This is a genomic window from Pontibacillus sp. ABV4_188 (assembly GCF_056311905.1).
This window is the reverse complement of record NZ_CM149975.1, coordinates 1,023,919-1,041,651: the sequence shown is the minus strand read 5'-3', so window position 1 is coordinate 1,041,651 and position 17,733 is coordinate 1,023,919. Positions and strand designations below refer to the sequence as shown.

The window sequence follows — 17,733 nt, the reverse complement described above, 5'->3', positions numbered from 1 at the left end:
GGGATTGAAATATGTTTTTTATTTAAACAAGAGAGCACCCGTTAAATATAAATGCCCAAGCAGACCCATAACCCATTTCTTATGTTTATTTAGTTTTATAATCTGACCTGAACGGGAATCACATGTTAGAAGTAAAACTAACTTCTTTGTTTTGAGGAGGATAAATATGAGTAGTGGTCATGATACAGAGAAAGAATATATGAAGAGAAAAGCAAGAGAGAAAGAAAATCATTATAATATATTGACTAATCTTGGTTGGAAGAGTGTTGGAGTTCTGTTTCTACTACTAATAATAGCTTTCGTAGTATATACGTTGTTCTTCCGTTAGGAACATACTTAGTATGTGAACCCCCCAGAAATACTGGGGGGTTTTTCAATAGGAATATTGACTCCTTACGCTTTCAGTCCCTTATACCAATACTCGATATGTACTAGTACTCAAGGAGTGATAACCAAAATGCAGCTATCTTGCACATTAGTTAAAGAAGAAACTTTCAATTGTTACAGATAAAATAAATGCACAGACTACTATACTAAACCATCCGATACCTTTTTTTCCATTTTGTAGTTCTCTTAATCCCATCACGAACATCATTAAACCTAAAAACAACAGCATATATGGCTGAAACCTAAAATCCTCAGTAACCAATCCATAGACCGCAAGTGAACCACCTATTATTGAAAAAATTATTTGCAAAAACTTTAACAATTTAACGCCCTCCTTTAATAAAAACGCGACTGCTTATTCACTCGTTAGCTTAATACATACTAGATGAAGCTAATATTGCTATGCTCCACATAATAAATGTAAATGAAATAGTAAGCCAGATCGTGTTTATCTTAGTTTCTTCTTGGTTCTTGATCTTTTTTAATACAGCTACTAAATTCACACAAAAAACAATGCACAAAATGGGCATTAAAAACCAACCCACATACCAAAAAGTAATAATCATATTTTCTACCTTTTACTCCTTTGTAGTTATATTTTTCGTTTCACAAATCTGCCTCTTTAACACAACAAGAGCTAACGCATTAACAACTATTGTACGCCTAAATTGGTAATTATCTATGATAATAGTTCCTTATTGTCATAATTTTAATATAAATTCCAGTGAGAAATTAATTTCCTTCTTGAAATTACTGCCCCGTTAATTTAAGTAAACCCATCAAAAACCACTTCTATTTTAACATAATATAACAATCCATAACTTTCCCTGTTAACACTTTCACTTCAGCAATTGATATTTCTCTCCAACGTTCAACGTGTAAGATACATCTAGTGTTAACAACTATCTAACAAGCTTTAACCTATAAAAAAAGACCAAATCCTTTAAGATTTGGCCTATTTCCTGGCATGCTATTCTATATGTTTCTTCACCCTAACTGAACTACTTTCTATTAAATGGAAGAGCATTGCCCTTCATTCTTATTCACCTGTCTCAGCAAAACGCTTAATACGCTCGCCAATTTCATCACGAACGCGCTGGAAGACCGCCCATTTCTCTTCTTCTGTTCCTTCAGCTTTAGCTGGGTCGTCAAAGCCCCAGTGTTCACGACGAACGTGTGGTGGTGTCATTGGGCATTTGTCTTTTGCGTCTCCACAAAGGGTTACAACAAAGTCAGCATTATTTAGGATTTCAGGATCAATGATGTCTGATGTTTGATCTGTAATATCGATCTCGACTTCTTTCATTGCTTTTACTGCATTCGGGTTTAGGCCATGTGCTTCAATACCGGCACTCTTTACGTCCCATTTGTCGCCAAGGTAGTGTTTCCCCCAAGCTTCAGCCATTTGGCTACGGCAAGAGTTTCCTGTGCATAAGAAGTATAAAACGGGTTTTTGGTTCGTCATGTTGATTGCTCCTTTTATTTCTCATTGTTTTTAATGATTATTTTAAGAAGAGACTTGATCTCCTCTTGTTCTTTTTGTTGCTCTTTCAGCATCGTCCCAATATGGTGTACTTTAAAAGTTAGATAGAGGAACAATGCAAGTAATACAAGTGTGAAAAATGGCATTCTTTTCTCCTATATAAGGCTAATGGTCTTACATCAATAACAGTGTAAGATAAAGACCCACTAGCGTAATAAATAGTGTCGGCACCGTAAGGATAATTCCAATCTTGAAGTAGTATCCCCACGAGATCTTCACCCCTTTTTGCGACAGAACGTGTAACCATAACAATGTCGCAAGGGATCCGATTGGTGTAATCTTCGGACCTAGGTCGCTTCCGATGACGTTCGCGTAAATAAGTCCTTCTTTCATAATCCCCGTCGCGCTCGAATCAGCGATGGCAATCGCATCAATCATGACAGTTGGCATGTTATTCATAACAGAAGACAATATGGCTGCAATGAAGCCCATCGCTACTGTCCCGAAGAATAGCCCTTGATCAGCAGCCGCTTCAATGACACTTGCCAACACATCAGTCAATCCAACGTTACGAAGACCGTATACCACCACGTACATTCCGATTGAGAAGAACACAATCGCCCACGGTGCTCCTTTTACAACTGTAGCTGTCTCAACAACCGAACTTCTACGTGCCATGAGTAAGAAGAAGATCGCAACAATTCCAGCAATGATCGATACCGGAACGCTCAAGAACTCACTGGCGAAGTAGCCGACGAGTAAGATACCGAGCACCCACCAGGACAAGCGGAACATGGTGTGGTCTTGAATCGCCTCTTTTGGTTCACGCAACTGAGTGACGTCGTATTTACGCGGAATATCTTTTCTGAAATACAAGAACAGCACAATAATACTAGCGACAAGCGAGAAGATATTCGGAATAATCATGCGCGTGGCATATTCAATAAATCCGATATCAAAAAAGTCCGCTGACACAATATTTACAAGGTTACTTACAACAAGCGGAAGTGAAGTCGTATCGGCGATAAATCCACTTGCCATAATGAAAGGAAAGATCTTTCTTTCCTCAAAGTTCAGTGCCCGCACCATCGCAAGCACAATCGGTGTTAAGATCAGCGCAGCGCCATCATTGGCGAAAAGCGCGGCTACTCCTGCTCCAAGCACCGATATTAAAACAAACATTTTCAATCCATTCCCGTTCGACAGGCGAGCCATATGAAGAGCGGCCCATTCGAAAAATCCAATTTCATCTAAAATTAATGAAATGATAATAATGGCGATAAACGCTAAGGTCGCATTCCATACAATGCCCGTTACGGTCGCAACGTCACCGAAATCCACAACGCCTGCTACTAATGCCAGAATCGCGCCCGCACATGCGGTCCAGCCGATACCAAGGTTCTTCGGCTGCCAGATGACAAAGACCAGCGTAACGAGGAATATGGCGACAGCAATTCCTACTTCCATTCTATTCACTCCCCCTATTCACACACAATACGTTTACCAGATTGCTCAAGAGCGACGATCTTCTCCTTCTGATCCGGCATGTGTTCTAGAATACGTGAGATTAAATCAAAAGCAGCATGATCCTCATTCAAGGCATAAAACATCCAGTGCCCCTTCCGCTTCTCCCTCACAATCCCAGCATCGCGCAGTTTTCTCAAATGCTGGCTAATGGAAGGCTGAGACATGTCTAAGATCTCGACAAGCTCACACACACAGCACTCTGTATCCTTAATGAGCCCAACAATCGTTAGACGAGTCTGGTCTCCTAACAATTTCAATACTTTAGACGTTTCCTCTACTGACAAAAGCGTTTGATTCATGTACCTCACCTCCTGACACCGTTTGATATGTAATTCATTTAGCCAAAACCATTATATAAGCATACATTTATATAAGTCAATGCTTATATATGAATGTAAAATCTTTTTATTCTAGGTTAATCATCCCTATTTAACCTTGCCGACCCTTTTAAGCATAAAAGTAAAGAATGATCTGTGACCTTTTGGAAGGTTCTCTTATGCAAAAGGTTACAGATCAAAGGGCTCTCTTCCCTTTTACGAGCACTTATCATTCAAAAGGTCACAGATAAAGCGCTTCTCTGACCTTTCACTCCTCTCAACCTGTGAAAACGTCACTGATCAAGCCTCTCTCTTACCTCTTGACCATATCATCAGTCGAAAAAGTCACAGATCGCCCGACCTACTAAAAGCTATCCACTCATAAAAAAACACCCTGGCCACTAAATGACCAGGGTGCTTCTTCTTATTCAGCTGACCGGCTCCACACCGATCTCAGCGGTGAAACCTTCGCTTTATGCACATAAACCGTTCCATCTGTTGACAGCTCAAGCCCCTGACTCTCTTCACTTGGGAAAACAAGGTTCGTTAGCACAACCTCTCCGTCCCCGCCAAACACCTCAACGGAAGACCAATCCACAAAAATACGGAGCTTCAAGCGTCCTTTTGGGGCTTCTAACGTAATCGATTGCGTCATAGCAAAAGATTCGTGGAAAGAAGCATCGCCTGAGCGACGTCGATCAAATAAAAGCGTGCTATTTTTAGCATCATACTCTAACACAGTCTCTTCTTGCTCCGATTTCAAAAGCCCCAAGCGAACGTTGCCAGCCCGCGATATGTCAAGATCAAGCTCGATATCAAGCGTATTCCCTTTAAGCCCTTTGAACAAATTCCCACCTGACTTTACCTCCATCTCTTCAAACAGCTGTCCGTCTTCTTGGATGGATGTAATATCAGGCACCGGCGTCTGAATTAAACGAATGCCCTCTTCCGTCGTTTGCAAAGCGAGTTCTCTAGGTAGTGTCATCGCACTTCGCCAAACCGCAGTCGGTGTGTCGATCGCATAGCGCCAGTTGCTCATCCATCCCATAAATACACGTCTTCCAGAGGCCATCGGAAGGTCAGACCATGTCACCCCAGCATAGTTATCATAGCCTCGGTCTAACCACAACACCTTATCAGGAGCATTGTCATTCACAAATGTTTTCCCGTCAAACTCCCCAACAAAGTACTGGGTTTTCGATCCTTCTTCCAACTCCGGTTCATCCCCAAGGCTTACAAGCATAACCCATTTCTTCATATCCATCGAGTGGTCAACAGGAAGCTGAAACAGATCCGGACATTCCCACACCCCTTGATGCGACCCTTCCCCTTCGCCAAACTCACTCGCAAACTCCCAATCTTTTAAATTAAGAGAGGTGTAGATACTAACCGTTTGACCAGATGCGATCACCATTACCCAGCGCCCTGTGTCTTCGTGCCAGAAAACTTTCGGATCGCGGAAATCTATAATACGCGGCTCAGAGAGAACGGGGTTCCCTTCATAAGGCGTCCACGTTCGCCCATTGTCTTTACTATAGGCAAGACTTTGACGTTGACGCGGTTTATCTGTTCCAGGGTATTCATCTGCATGAGTGAAAATGGCTACAAGCCCACTTCCACCCTCAAAGAATCCTGATGTATCATGCCAATCAACCACTGCACTTCCTGAGAAGATCATCCCGTTTTCATCTGGTTTAAGCGCAATTGGCAAGTGCTCCCAGTGGACAAGGTCTTCACTGACAGCGTGGCCCCAGTGCATGGGTCCCCATACGTTACTATTCGGATGATACTGATAGAATAAGTGATACTCGCCGTTGTAATACACCATCCCATTTGGGTCATTCATCCAATTCTCTTCTGGGGTGAAATGAAACTGCGGCCGGTATTGCTCACGGTAATAGTTTGTTGACGCTTTATGCTCGACTGTCATGGCAAACATCCTTTCTACTCCATCGTTATGATTCATATACGTTTAGCGTGTTAAACGCTTTTAAAAAGATGAAACAAACAAAATAGGCAAAGAAACTCGTTATAAAGAATAAGCCTGCGGGATTCATAAGTAAGAAGTATCCCGTTCCAAGTGTTACGATGCTTAAAAGGATGGTATGAAGCGGGTTCGCAATAAGTAAGAGAAGCGCATTGCGTATTAAGAAATACCAGGTCGTTTGAACATGAGCCATCATTGGAAACAAATACATCGTCAGAAGACCATACAAGAAGGCAACGAAGACCGTTAACCAAAATAGGATCGTTTGAACGATGGACGCTGAAGGTTCGATCAGCTGAAGGTTTCCGTAAAGAGAAATCCCAATGATCGTCCAGACGATCGAAAGCCCGATCCCTTGCCGGAAGTTTTCCTTAAAGAGTTTAAAGAAAGGACGGAAAACGCCGTCTTCCTTATTCTCTAGCTGCCATCCTCTCACGACCCCGAACATGGCCGCAGTAGAAGGGAAGATGGTTATGACCGGTATACAAGCAATTGCCCATATGACGCTTAATAGTAAAAAGTCTACGAGCTTCTCTATATACACAAATAGCTTACTTTTATAAATCCCCACCATTCTTTCCTCCTTCTACTTATAGCTTCCATTGTCTAGCACGATTGTCTTTCTTCAAGGCGTGAAGGGAGACTAATATGCTTTGTCTCCGCCTCAGGATCTTCCAATCTGGCAATTAATAATTCAGCTGCTTGTTCCCCGATCTCATTAATTGGCTGCTTAATGACAGTCAATGGTGGATTCGTAGCTTCTGTCCACTCGTAATTGTCGTATCCAATCATCGCAAGGTCGTCTGGTACCTTGATCTTTCTTTCGTTTAATGTAACGACAGATCCTAAAGTTAAGATATTGTTCGCTACCATCACCGCTGTACAGTTAGTTTCCTCTAACAATTGCGCCATCGCCATCTTACCCGCTTCTAAGGAAGGCTCTTCAATCACAACGTGCTCTTCTTTAAAGGGAAGATCATGTTCTAGCAAAGCCTCTTTATATCCAGCCATTCTCTCATTACTTGTTGTTAACCCCAGTGGCCCGGAAATATAACCAATGTCTTTATGCCCTTTTTCAATTAACAAATGAATGGCGTCGTATGTGCCTTTATAGTTATCTACGAGAACACAGTCACAGTCGATGCCCATTGGCTCCCTGTCGATAAACACGATTGGCATTTGCTGCTCAAATTCTTTCAAATAACTATGGTCTCCATATGTCGGTGCCATAATCAGACCATCGATCATTTGATTCTTGAACATATTAATTTGCTGCATTTCACTCTCTATATCTTCATTAGAATTGCTTAAGATAAGCTGATACCCAACTTCCTTCAACTTCTTCTCAATGCTATGAGCCACAGCCATAAAGAAAAATCCAGATGTATCCATTTCTTTCGCAGGAATAATCAAACCGATCGTTTTAGAAGCATTGCTCCTAAGACTTCTGGCAATAAAGTTCGGGCTATAATTCAGTTCTTTCATTGCGGTGTATACTTTTTTCTTCGTATTTTCAGCTACATATCTGGTTCCATTAATGACATGAGATACGGTTGCTGTAGAAACGCCCGCTTGCTTTGCCACGTCCTTCATTCTCGATCTCATTCCGTTCCCATCATCTCTTATGGTGCTCATAGCGTATTCTCCTCTACATAAAGACTCTTCTATCATCTTATTAGACCTACATCTAAAAAATCTAGCACATCATCTAGCGGTCTAACGTAATCGATTACGTTTCAAACAAAAAATTTTGGTAGTTTTAAAGAAAACGTTTACATGATTATTATACCAGTAATGATACGGGTTTCATAGTCTTATTATCTATCGTGGTTCATTAGTGGAGGAGTAAGCATGAAAGGTGCTCACTCCTCCTCACATGTAAAACTTAAGGCCTTACAGGTACATTGACATCATCCACATTCAAATGCCCCCAACTACCAGTAGACTGATCAACAATCTTCATATACATCGCTTCACCAATATACTCCGAAGCATCCCAGTGAATGCGCGTATACCCTTCTTGGTTGCCTCCACTTACCCTCCTGACGATCTCATCGTCCGAGGCACGCACCAGGCTTACATAAAGGTTATAACGATCATTTCCACCAGACACGAGGAAGTCAATCTGTCCGTTACCACCTAGTGTGAAAATGTCTGATCGGATCGTTCCTGTTTCCCCATCTCCACCACTTTGAGCTCCAAATACATGATAGCTTCCGCTTTGATTAAAAGGTCCACCCCAACCCCAGTCGTCACGATTCGTAACGTCTCCTGTGGTAAAAGCATCCCCCGTAACGGTCCATCCTGATAGATCGCCAGTTTCAAAGTCATGATTAGTAAGCTCTCCGTGGGCTGGTTCTGGTGACACGGTTATTGTACTTGGAGCAGTATGTCCTCCATCTCTTGTTTGGGCTGTGATCGTTGCTGTTCCAGGAGAGCGGGCGGTTACCTTCCCATTAACAACACTCGCTACACTCGTATTATCCGAAGACCATACGACTTCTTTATTGGTAGCTTGTAGCGGACTCACATTTGGCGTTAACCGCTCAGTATCCCCATCTATCAATTCTAGAGATGCAGGGCTTAAGGAAACGCCTTCAGCTGCAACTGGTGTATACGCAGAGTTCATTTCCCACACTTTTAATGACTTCACCACAATTGTTTCACTGTTTTCATTCGCCCAAAGCTTAACTCCAAGAGCATCCTCTCTTGTTGGATAGGCTCGTGTTGTTAATCCTTTAAGTTTATTTAAATACGCATTAATCTCAGATCGATCGACATAGATATGAAGCTTCGTATTCTCTTCTCCAATATCAACTATCCCACCCTGGTACCATTTCTCAAGGTCAGAGTCTAACGTGGAAGCAGTCCGGTCGACCCACAACTCATCGTTACTTTCTTTATAATATACAATCGTTTCTTCTTCCCCATCAGGAGTGCGTCGTAAGCTGATTCCCGCTTCATTTGCAGCACCCTGATCGAGCTCGAGCTCAATTTCAAGCATATCTCCTTGAACGGATGCTAATGCTTCATTCGCCTGGTTAAATGTCAGATCAGAGGTTACATTCACAAGCTGATTGCCTCGTAAGCTTTGAAGCTCACTTATCGGCTGCATTCCAAGTCGCCCATCACTCCTATAAAATACTTCAAGAGGAAGACCGTAATTGTGCGCGTATCCTGCATCGTAGTCCTGTGTTGCCGTGCGTCTACCTTGGGTAATGCTATGAATCACTGTTCGACCATCAGGCGTCACCATTCCTGCAGGTCCTGTGAAATGATCGCCAACATCAAGCAACGTTGGCGCTTCCTGGTCAGGGATAAAGGAAGCTGTATCTCGATCCCATTCTCCAATCCAATAGTACGTGTAGCGTGACTGATACTCCTCACGCTCCATCTTAGCTGGATTAATTAAGAGGATATGCTTGCCGCTATCCCCAAGTGGGAGCAAGATCGGAAGCTCCCAGATGCGACCTGTTTCCGGGAACGCATCGTAATCTCCTACCATCAAATCCCCTTCGAAGGTCCAGTTTTCAAAACGAGTATCTTTCGTGGAATAGACAAGTGCTGTTCCACCAAGCGGCTCACCATTCTCATCCTCTTTCCCAGAAGTGACAAGCATATACCACGTGTCACCGTCTTTAAAGACGAATGGATCACGGAATTCTCCTAGAATCCCTTCCCCTTCTCCTTGATCTAATACGACTTCATCGTTCTTCTCCCACCTGTTTAGATCAGGATCTCCGTCTTCAGGGTACGTGCTTCTGGCGATGTTAATACGTTGATTCGGTGTAGCCCTATCATCACCAGCTGTGTAGAACAGGACTGGCACTCCGCTATCATCGACAACGGCCCCGCCTGCCCAGGCACCGTCTGGGTCAACGTCATGTCGACCAGGCACAATAGCATCATCTACATCTCGCCAATGCACCATATCATCACTCACAAGATGCCCCCACCGAATGTGGTTCCAGTAAGGCCCTCTTGGATTGCTTTGGTAAAACACATGGTACTGACCGTTAAAGTAAATCGGTCCACCTGGTTCGTTCCCCCAATGGTTCGGAGGTGACATATGGAATTGCGGACGATGCTTGTCGTCTGCTAGCACGCTCCGATCGATTACCGTATCAGCCGTTGGCACATTTCCATTTAAGGTACTCATATAACTGTCATAAGATTGAGCGACTTCTGCTGAACTAAGCACCTCGTGATACAGTTTCACCTCATCTAGTAAACCGCTGTACATATTTAAATGGAAGCCATACAACCACATGCCGTCATTGTTTTTCCCAATTAACAAATCCTTCACGCTAGGAGCGATTTCTTCCCCGGGTGTAAAGTTCCTTGAAGCAACCTTTTCACCGTTTTGGTACAATACCGCTTCCCCTGTCGCGCTCTCATACGTAGCGGTTACGTGCGTCCATTCATTTAATGGAAGTAAAGAATCAGACATCACCTCACGCCACTCGCTACCTGTTCCAAACTGCAGCCCCCACGTCCCGTGGCGACCATGGCCAAATAAGAAGCCCTCTTTCTCCTCACGATCATGTTGGTTTATAATAGCAGACAATCGACCTTCATCCCCATGTTCAAAGTTGCGAGGAGCGACCCAGGCTTCTACTGTAATAGCGTCACTTGGTGCTGCAATTTCATTTGACTCCTTCGTTACAAAGCTTGAATAGCCATCGAACAATAAGGCTCCACCTGATACTCCATCCGACTTCCATAAAGGATCTTGAGCAGATTGATACACGCCTTCATTCAGGTGATAAGCAATTGGATCAGAGGTGTTTGTCACCTGCTCGTTCGTTTCGGTCCCCGATCCTTCATCAAATGACCAGTGTCCTAATAATCCATCCGTAAAATCGGAATCACTCACGCGGAAGTCATCTACATTTATGTGACCCCATCCGCCTGTTGCGTTATCAACGATTTTTATATAAACGTCTTCTCCTACATATGATGATGTATCCCAATACACACGCTGATAAGTTTCTGTATCTCGTCCGGTAGCTTTCATTAATTCAGCTCCGTCTGATGCTCTGACAAGCGCAACATATAAATGATCTAAGTTCTCACCACCACTAATTAAGAAGTCTATGCCGTTTCGATCTAACTTAAAGGTCTCGGAGTGAAGCTCTCCAACTTCACCATCGCCACCTTCATTAAAGTTCCACAAATGATAAGACCCATTATGCTGAAAGTTGCCGCCTTTGCTCCATTCTATTTCATGGACAAGGCTATTTGGACCAAACGCATCACCGCTTACGACTTCCCAACCTCGTACCTGATACGGTTGCAGCACTGTGTATTCGAAATCATGATTATAAATAGCAGGCTCCACATGTTCATTTAATGACGGCGTAGGGGGTACATTGACATCATCTAAGTTAATATGGCCTGTTGTGGACTGATCAACAATTTTGATCCGCACCGTTTCCCCTACAAACTCCGAGGCATCCCAATTTACTTTCTCGTACGTGTCCGTCCCATTGCCTGTTGCTTTCATTACTTCAGCACCGTCCGATTCACGAACAAGAGCAACGTATAATTGATTAAGGTCATCCTGGCCGCCGGTTAGGAAATCAATTCTGCCATCTCCACCAAGAGTGAAGGGCTCTGACCTCATAACCCCTACTTTACTGTTATCTCCACGCCCTCCCCATATATGCCAGAAATTGTGCTGATTAAATGTTCGTTTGTCCCAGTAGCTACTTGTAGTGGTTACATCACCATTGCCAAAAGCCCCTCCATTCACAACGGTCCATCCACTTAAGTCACCTGTTTCAAAATCTGGATTACTAAGCGTCGTTTGGGCACTCGATACCGGAGCACCTCCGCTTATCGGCACGCTACCCATTACGATCAAGCAAGAAAGTGCAAGTGTCCCCAACCGCTTCCTCGTCTTCTTTCCCCCAACACGTTTCATCTCCTAGCTCCCTTCAAAAGATTCCTTGATCTTTAAGGCTAGTGAATCGAATGCATCTCCCAAACGTCTAAAGAAACAATATTCATTTCCTCTTCCCCCCACAACTCCAGTCCTTCTGCCACTATATCCGGATATGTCCTTGTGGTAATGCTTTTCAAACCATTGGCGTAACACTCTACCATCGAACAATCCACGTAAATGTGAAGGTCAATGACATCCTCCCGAATTGAGAGCGTTCCGCATTGTTCTTCACCATTTGCCTTTCGTACATTCAACGTCTCATTCTCCCGGTTGTAATACACAAGCGTCTCCTCTGATCCGTCGTTAGACTTCCGTACTTTCACTCCAGCTATGTCTCCTCTTACCTTTAAGCGAATCTCAAGCTGATCTCCTTTTACATGAGCTACCTGCTCATTCGCCTCATCCAAAGAACCATTTTCAAACGAGAGTAGCTTCTCTCCACGTAACCCTTGAAGTTCTTCAATCGGCTTCATTCCTAACTGACCATCTTCCCTGAGCCACAGTTCCACAGGAAGTCCGCCATTATGCGCCCAACCGGCGTCAAATTCCTCTTGCAAACTTCTCCGACCCTGAGCAATTGTGAACAAAATGACCCTCCCCGTCTTCGGGTCTTTCATTGCACTTGGACCTGTAAAATGGAAAGCACCCAAATCCATAAGCTTAGGCTCATCGAAGTCAGCAGCAAATGTAAACGTAGTCGCATCCCATATTCCAATCCAATAGAAAACTTCCACATCCGCACCATTCCCAACAGGGCTAATAATGAAGATGTGCTTCTCTTCACTGATCGGAAGTAAGATCGGCAGTTCCCACACTTCACCTAAATAAGGGTATTTCTGCTCCCGGTCTGCTCTTAAGATTCCTTTATACTCCCAGTCCACTAGATTCGTTGACGTAAAGAGAAGGACAGCACCCGATACGCCTTCAAGGCCTGATGCCACAATTTGATACCACGTGTCGCCTTCTTTCCATACGAATGGATCTCGGAACCCGTCATGATGAAGCCCTTCCCCTTGTGGTTGTAAGGTTACAGGTTCAGGGTGTTTCTCCCATCTTGTTAACATGAGGTCTTTGTCTTTGGTGTATGTACTCCGAGCGAGACCTGTCATTTGATTAGGGGCTTTTGCCTTGTTACCTGCTGTGAAGAATAGGACAGGCGTACCATCTTCTTCGTAAGAAGCATTCCCAGACCAGATCCCATCAGGAGCGAGACCGTCATCTTCTGTCTCAATCGCTACAGGAAGATCACGCCAATGAACAAGATCCTTACTCACCCAGTGCCCCCACTGTATGTTGCCCCAGTATGGACCTTGAGGGTTATGCTGATAGAATAAGTGATAATAACCATTGAAATAGAGCGGCGCATGGGGCTCATTCATCCAGTGACCTGGTGCTGTTATGTGATACTTTGGTTTATGAGGGTCCTGATTATAAATCTCACGCCTGATCGCGATGTCCTCATACGAAATAGCAGGAATCGCTCCAGCCGTATTGTGTACCTTCTTGTTAAACTTTTCTTTAATATACCTATCAGACAGAGCCTGATCTTGTAACAAAACCTCATCTACTAATCCAGCAAATGTATTGAGATAGAAAACATCGCCAATAGAGATCGGATCATTATTCCTTCCTATATAGAAAGGGCCATCAAAAGGCTGCATCTTAATAGACTGTGAGAACGATTCATAGGCAACACGTTCTCCACTTAAATAAAGGGCAATGGCTTTTCCGCTAAAAGTCGCCACCACATGCGACCACTCACGAATCGGTAGAGGCTTAGAAGACCATACTTCTATCCAATCATCACCTGTACCAAGTTGGAGACCCCATTTCCCGTGCTGGTGCAGACCTAAAATAAACCCTTGCTTCTTCTTGCGATTATGTTGGCTTACGATTCCCGTCAGACGTTCATCTTCATTCCCACCAAACGAACGAGGCGCAATCCACGCTTCAATCGTGAAAGCATCTGTCATAGCATCGCTCATGTTTGCTTCTCGCTCCACCCAGGTCGAATACCCATCAAACAGCAAGGCTCTATCTGTTACCCCTTTTCGCCACTGAGGTTCCTTCAACCCCTCAATGGCATGATTGGAAAAGACATAATGAATGGAATCCTGCTTTTGATTGATCGCATCATTTACTTTGTTTCCTCTTCCTTCATTAAATGCCCAATGAGCAACAGCATGCTTTGTTTCATTAGTAATCACTTCTCCACCTCCTCTATTATAGAGAAAGCCAGAACACATATAAGTCTGTTCCAGCTTTCTCATTCTGCCTTATCTGTCCATTACTGGTTCTCGTTGAAACGATCTAATCCATCTTGATAAATTTCCATCATACGATCAAGACCCATTGCTTTTAGCTGATCAACGTATTGATCCCACTCTTCATTGACGCCACCTTTCATTAACCAAGTTGCTTTCTTCTGGTTCACGAATTCTTTAATATCAACTTCCAGGCGGTTTAACTCATCAAGCTCTTCAGGTGTGAAGAAGATCATTGGATAATTCTCTTCAGCTAAATGGGGAGCATAGATCTCATTTAAGTCTTCAAGACGTTGCTTGGCACGTGGTTCCATTTCAACCGTGTTCTCGAAATCTTCTTTTAAAATGGCGATTGGTCCGTTTGGTGCTACCTTTTGACGAAGTTCACCCATGATGACGTCGTCTGGCTGCTCTTTTAGAACAAGTTTGTCGCCTTCTTCTTCAAAGATTGTGCCAATTGGACCCCAGTTCACCTGAGCGGACATCTTCGTATCGTACAGCTGATCGACCCAGCGCATTGTAATCTCAGGATTCTTGTTCTCAGATGTAATCGCGAAAGCTCCACGAGCGTAATCGGAGTTATTGGCACGGCCAACAAGCACATCACCGTTCGGCCCTTCTAGCGGTGGAAGTAACACGTAATCATCACGTAATTCTGGTCCTACAACTTCAGCCGTCTCCCACCAGATGTAAGAGCCGTAGCGTTCGCCTTTCCCTTTAGCAAAGTATTGAGATACATCTTGTGTGAAGGACTCTTTATCAATTAGCCCTTCTTCGACCCATCCATGATAGTAGTCAACAGCTTCTTTAAACTCAGGTTGAACCGCAGTGAAGATAACTTCTCCATCACGAACAATACGGTGTTCTGTGTTATCTGGAATACCAAATGCCGCAAACATATCACCAAAGTTTCCAGTCCAGAAGTTATACATAAAGCTTACCGGAAGTTCATCTTGTTCTCCGTTTCCGTTAGGATCTTGTTCTTTAAATGCAACCAATACCTCTTTGTACTCTTCAAGCGTTGTTGGCATGTCTAAACCAAGCTGATCTAGCCAAGCTTTATTAATCGATGTAAAGTTTGGTACAGCCCCAAGGCCAGCTTCTTCAGCTCTTGGAAGGGTGTAAATATGACCATCTGGAGCCGTTACCATACTCTTTATTTCAGGACGACGTTCGAACAACTTCTGAATGTTTGGAGCATGCTCTTCAATCAGGTCCTCAAGTGGTATTAATGTTCCATTCTTCCCGTACTTCACAATATCAAGATCTGTTAAGTTTGCTCCGTAAAACGCATCAGGGAGGTCCCCACTTGCAAGCATCAGATTTTTCTTCTCTTCGTATCCATCTTCAGGGATGTTGTTCCATTCAATATGAACATTTGTCATATCTTCTAACGTTTGAATAATTTCCATCTCATTATAATTTGGTGCAAGCGGTGCTTTAGGTGAAACAAATTCAAGCGTTACTTGATCTTCCACAATCGGAAGTCCTTCCTCGTTAAACTCAGCCGCATCTTTCTTCTCCTCAGAACCGGCTTCTGACTGACACGCACTCAACAATAGAAGCGAACCAATTAAGACACTAAATAATACCAGCGACCAGCTTTTCCGTTTCGCGATCATACCATTTCCCCCTCAGTCTTATTGTGGTAAGTAAGCTATCAAACACGTTTGAATCCCCCAAGCCTCACCTCCATAAAGCCTTATTTGCTTGATCTATTAACCTTTAATACTTCCAATCATCGCACCCTTAACAAAGTACTTCTGAATGAAAGGATATAAAATGAGAAGTGGTACAGCTGCAACAATAATGACACCATATTTAATCAAGTCAGCAATACGCTGCTGAGCAGCAAACGATTCTACATCGCCAAGCATACTAGCTGATGCTTCGTTCTGAATTAAGATTGAGCGCAGCACAAGTTGTAGCGGGTATAACTCTTCGTCATTCAAGTAAATTAGAGCGTCAAAGAATGAGTTCCAATGCGTAACCGCGTAGAACAACACCATGACAGCGACAATCGGTTTTGAGAGAGGCAACACGATCTTCCAGAAGAATTTCGTATTCGAGCACCCATCCATTTGAGCTGATTCTAGCAATTCGTCTGGAATGGTAGATTGGAAGAATGTCTTCGCTACGATTAAGTTCCAAACAGCAACAGCTTTAGGTAAAATGAGCGCCCACATTGTGTTTACAAGTCCAAGGTTCTTTACAACCAGATACGTTGGAATCAGACCACCTGAGAAGAACATCGTAAACAGGAACATGAACATGAAGAAGTTCCGACCGGCTAAATCTTTACGAGACAGCGCATAAGCTGCCATTAACGTAAGCGCTACGTTTACAAATGTGCCGACAAGGGTATAAATGACTGTATTCTTGTATCCTGTCCAAATCCGTCCATCCTGGAAAATTCGTTGATACCCCTCAAAGGTAATATCTTTAGGCCAAAGCCAAACTTCCCCGTTATACACATAGTCAGGATTACTGATTGAAGCGATGACGACAAAGTAAAGTGGATAGAGAACAACTAACATGAGCCCCGATAACAGGAAGAGATTCAATACATCGAAGATCTTATCTTCTCGTGATTTCCGAGCCCAAAACTTCGTACGATTCATAACAAAATTACTCATCTTCTCCCCTCCTTACCACAGGCCAGAGCCTGAAAGTTTTTTGGCCGCACGGTTCACAGCCCATAATAAGATGAAGTTAATGACGGCATTAAAGAGCCCAACAGCAGCAGCAAAGCTATATTGAGCAGACTGCAAACCGACCTTATACACATATGTAGGAATAATTTCTCCTGCTGAGACATTTAAAGGGGTTTGCATGAGGTAAGCCTTCTCAAAGCCGATATTCATTAAGTTTCCTACTGATAATACGAGTAGAATCATAGCCGTTGGCATAATAGCCGGAATATCCACGTGTCTGATACGCTGCAATTTACTTGCACCGTCCATAATAGCTGCTTCATGAACTTCAGGACTCACGCCAGCAAGTGCCGCTAAGTAGATAATCGCTGCCCACCCCGTCTCTTGCCATAGGCCTGAGGAAATGTAGAGCGGCTTAAACCAAGAAGCTTCCGACATAAAGTAAACCGGATCTCCTCCAAAGATCATGATGAAGTTATTTATAAGTCCGTTTGGAGAGAAGAACACGTATACCATACCAACCAGTACCACAACTGAGATGAAGTGTGGTGCATAAATAACGGTTTGCACGAACTTCTTATACTTCTGATTTCTAAGCTGGTTTAACAGAAGCGCGACAATAATCGGCAACGGGAAACCAAACAATAGCTGGAAGAAGCTAAGTTCGAGCGTGTTTTCTAATAGATTCCAGAATTGATACGAATTAAAGAAACGAATGAAATGTTCGAAGCCCACCCAGGGACTCCCCCAGACACCTTGTGTCGGCATATAATCTTGGAAGGCTATGAGGATGCCATACATTGGGATGTAGTGAAAGATAATAAAGTAGATAATGGTAGGAAGCAGGAATAGATACAATTCATAGTTTTGCCAGATCTTTTTCTTTGAAGAGCTTTTAACTTTCAGCTCTGACTTTGGCTTGGCCTTTCGCCAGGGCAATGTCTTTACTTTCGTCTCCATAGATCTCACCTCACCTTTTATAAAATCGTTTACGTAATCGATTACCTAAAGAGTAAAAAAAGATGAACGACCTTCGTTCATGAAAAGAGTACAAGTTGTGATTTTGGGGTATTTAATCGTTTACGTATCCAACTTTTGATAACTTAATTGTAAACGGTTTCAAAAAGGGTGTCAATTGAATCTTGGAAATAAAAAACTTTTTCTTTT

The 17,733-nt window shown here is 43.2% G+C and carries 15 protein-coding genes; 1 reads left to right on the top strand and 14 read right to left on the bottom strand.

What is annotated here, in order from left to right; genetic code table 11:
• Positions 1–166 precede the first annotated feature (166 nt).
• Entirely contained in the window at positions 167–328 is a 162-nt protein-coding gene (locus ACYX4O_RS05250) for a DUF6366 family protein (RefSeq protein ID WP_394595004.1), read from the top strand.
• Positions 329–475: 147 nt separating this feature from the next.
• On the opposite strand, the gene ACYX4O_RS05245 is transcribed toward ACYX4O_RS05250, so the two are convergent.
• The 14 genes from ACYX4O_RS05245 to ACYX4O_RS05180 all read right to left on the bottom strand — a co-directional run bounded on the left by ACYX4O_RS05245 (position 476) and on the right by ACYX4O_RS05180 (position 17,526).
• Positions 476–616 (bottom strand): DUF3953 domain-containing protein, encoded by a 141-nt coding sequence (locus tag ACYX4O_RS05245; protein WP_476355213.1) that lies wholly within the window; start codon positions 614–616, stop codon positions 476–478.
• Positions 617–758: 142 nt separating this feature from the next.
• Positions 759–890 (bottom strand): hypothetical protein, encoded by a 132-nt coding sequence (locus ACYX4O_RS05240; protein ID WP_476355211.1) that lies wholly within the window; start codon positions 888–890, stop codon positions 759–761.
• Between the two features lie 536 nt (positions 891–1,426).
• On the bottom strand, positions 1,427–1,852 hold the full coding sequence (arsC, locus tag ACYX4O_RS05235; RefSeq protein WP_476355209.1) for an arsenate reductase (thioredoxin): 426 nt from the start codon (positions 1,850–1,852) through the stop codon (positions 1,427–1,429).
• Positions 1,853–1,866: 14 nt separating this feature from the next.
• Positions 1,867–2,016 (bottom strand): hypothetical protein, encoded by a 150-nt coding sequence (locus ACYX4O_RS05230; RefSeq protein WP_476355207.1) that lies wholly within the window; start codon positions 2,014–2,016, stop codon positions 1,867–1,869.
• Between the two features lie 28 nt (positions 2,017–2,044).
• Complete coding sequence (locus ACYX4O_RS05225; protein ID WP_476355205.1) at positions 2,045–3,337, bottom strand: arsenic transporter; 1,293 nt, start codon at positions 3,335–3,337, stop codon at positions 2,045–2,047.
• A 14-nt stretch (positions 3,338–3,351) separates the two neighbouring features.
• Positions 3,352–3,696, bottom strand: coding sequence for an ArsR/SmtB family transcription factor (locus ACYX4O_RS05220; protein ID WP_476355203.1), 345 nt, complete (start codon positions 3,694–3,696; stop codon positions 3,352–3,354).
• 442 nt (positions 3,697–4,138) lie between these two features.
• Positions 4,139–5,680 carry a glycoside hydrolase family 32 protein gene (locus ACYX4O_RS05215; RefSeq protein WP_476355201.1) on the bottom strand — a complete coding sequence of 514 codons (1,542 nt, stop codon included), beginning with the start codon at positions 5,678–5,680 and terminating at the stop codon, positions 4,139–4,141.
• Positions 5,670–6,272, bottom strand: coding sequence for a YesL family protein (locus ACYX4O_RS05210; RefSeq protein WP_476355199.1), 603 nt, complete (start codon positions 6,270–6,272; stop codon positions 5,670–5,672). Before ACYX4O_RS05210 ends, ACYX4O_RS05215 begins: the two co-directional genes overlap by 11 nt.
• 35 nt (positions 6,273–6,307) lie before the next feature.
• On the bottom strand, positions 6,308–7,336 hold the full coding sequence (locus ACYX4O_RS05205; RefSeq protein ID WP_476355197.1) for a LacI family DNA-binding transcriptional regulator: 1,029 nt from the start codon (positions 7,334–7,336) through the stop codon (positions 6,308–6,310).
• A 250-nt stretch (positions 7,337–7,586) separates the two neighbouring features.
• Complete coding sequence (locus ACYX4O_RS05200) at positions 7,587–11,627, bottom strand: GH32 C-terminal domain-containing protein (protein ID WP_476355195.1); 4,041 nt, start codon at positions 11,625–11,627, stop codon at positions 7,587–7,589.
• A gap of 38 nt (positions 11,628–11,665) precedes the next feature.
• On the bottom strand, positions 11,666–13,855 hold the full coding sequence (locus tag ACYX4O_RS05195) for a LamG-like jellyroll fold domain-containing protein (protein WP_476355193.1): 2,190 nt from the start codon (positions 13,853–13,855) through the stop codon (positions 11,666–11,668).
• 80 nt (positions 13,856–13,935) lie between these two features.
• On the bottom strand, positions 13,936–15,534 hold the full coding sequence (locus ACYX4O_RS05190; protein WP_476355191.1) for an ABC transporter substrate-binding protein: 1,599 nt from the start codon (positions 15,532–15,534) through the stop codon (positions 13,936–13,938).
• A 96-nt stretch (positions 15,535–15,630) separates the two neighbouring features.
• The gene (locus ACYX4O_RS05185) at positions 15,631–16,548 is read right to left on the bottom strand and encodes a carbohydrate ABC transporter permease (RefSeq protein ID WP_476355189.1); all 918 of its coding nucleotides are present in this window, start codon (positions 16,546–16,548) and stop codon (positions 15,631–15,633) included.
• 12 nt (positions 16,549–16,560) lie between these two features.
• The gene (locus tag ACYX4O_RS05180) at positions 16,561–17,526 is read right to left on the bottom strand and encodes an ABC transporter permease (protein WP_476355187.1); all 966 of its coding nucleotides are present in this window, start codon (positions 17,524–17,526) and stop codon (positions 16,561–16,563) included.
• Positions 17,527–17,733: the final 207 nt, after the last annotated feature.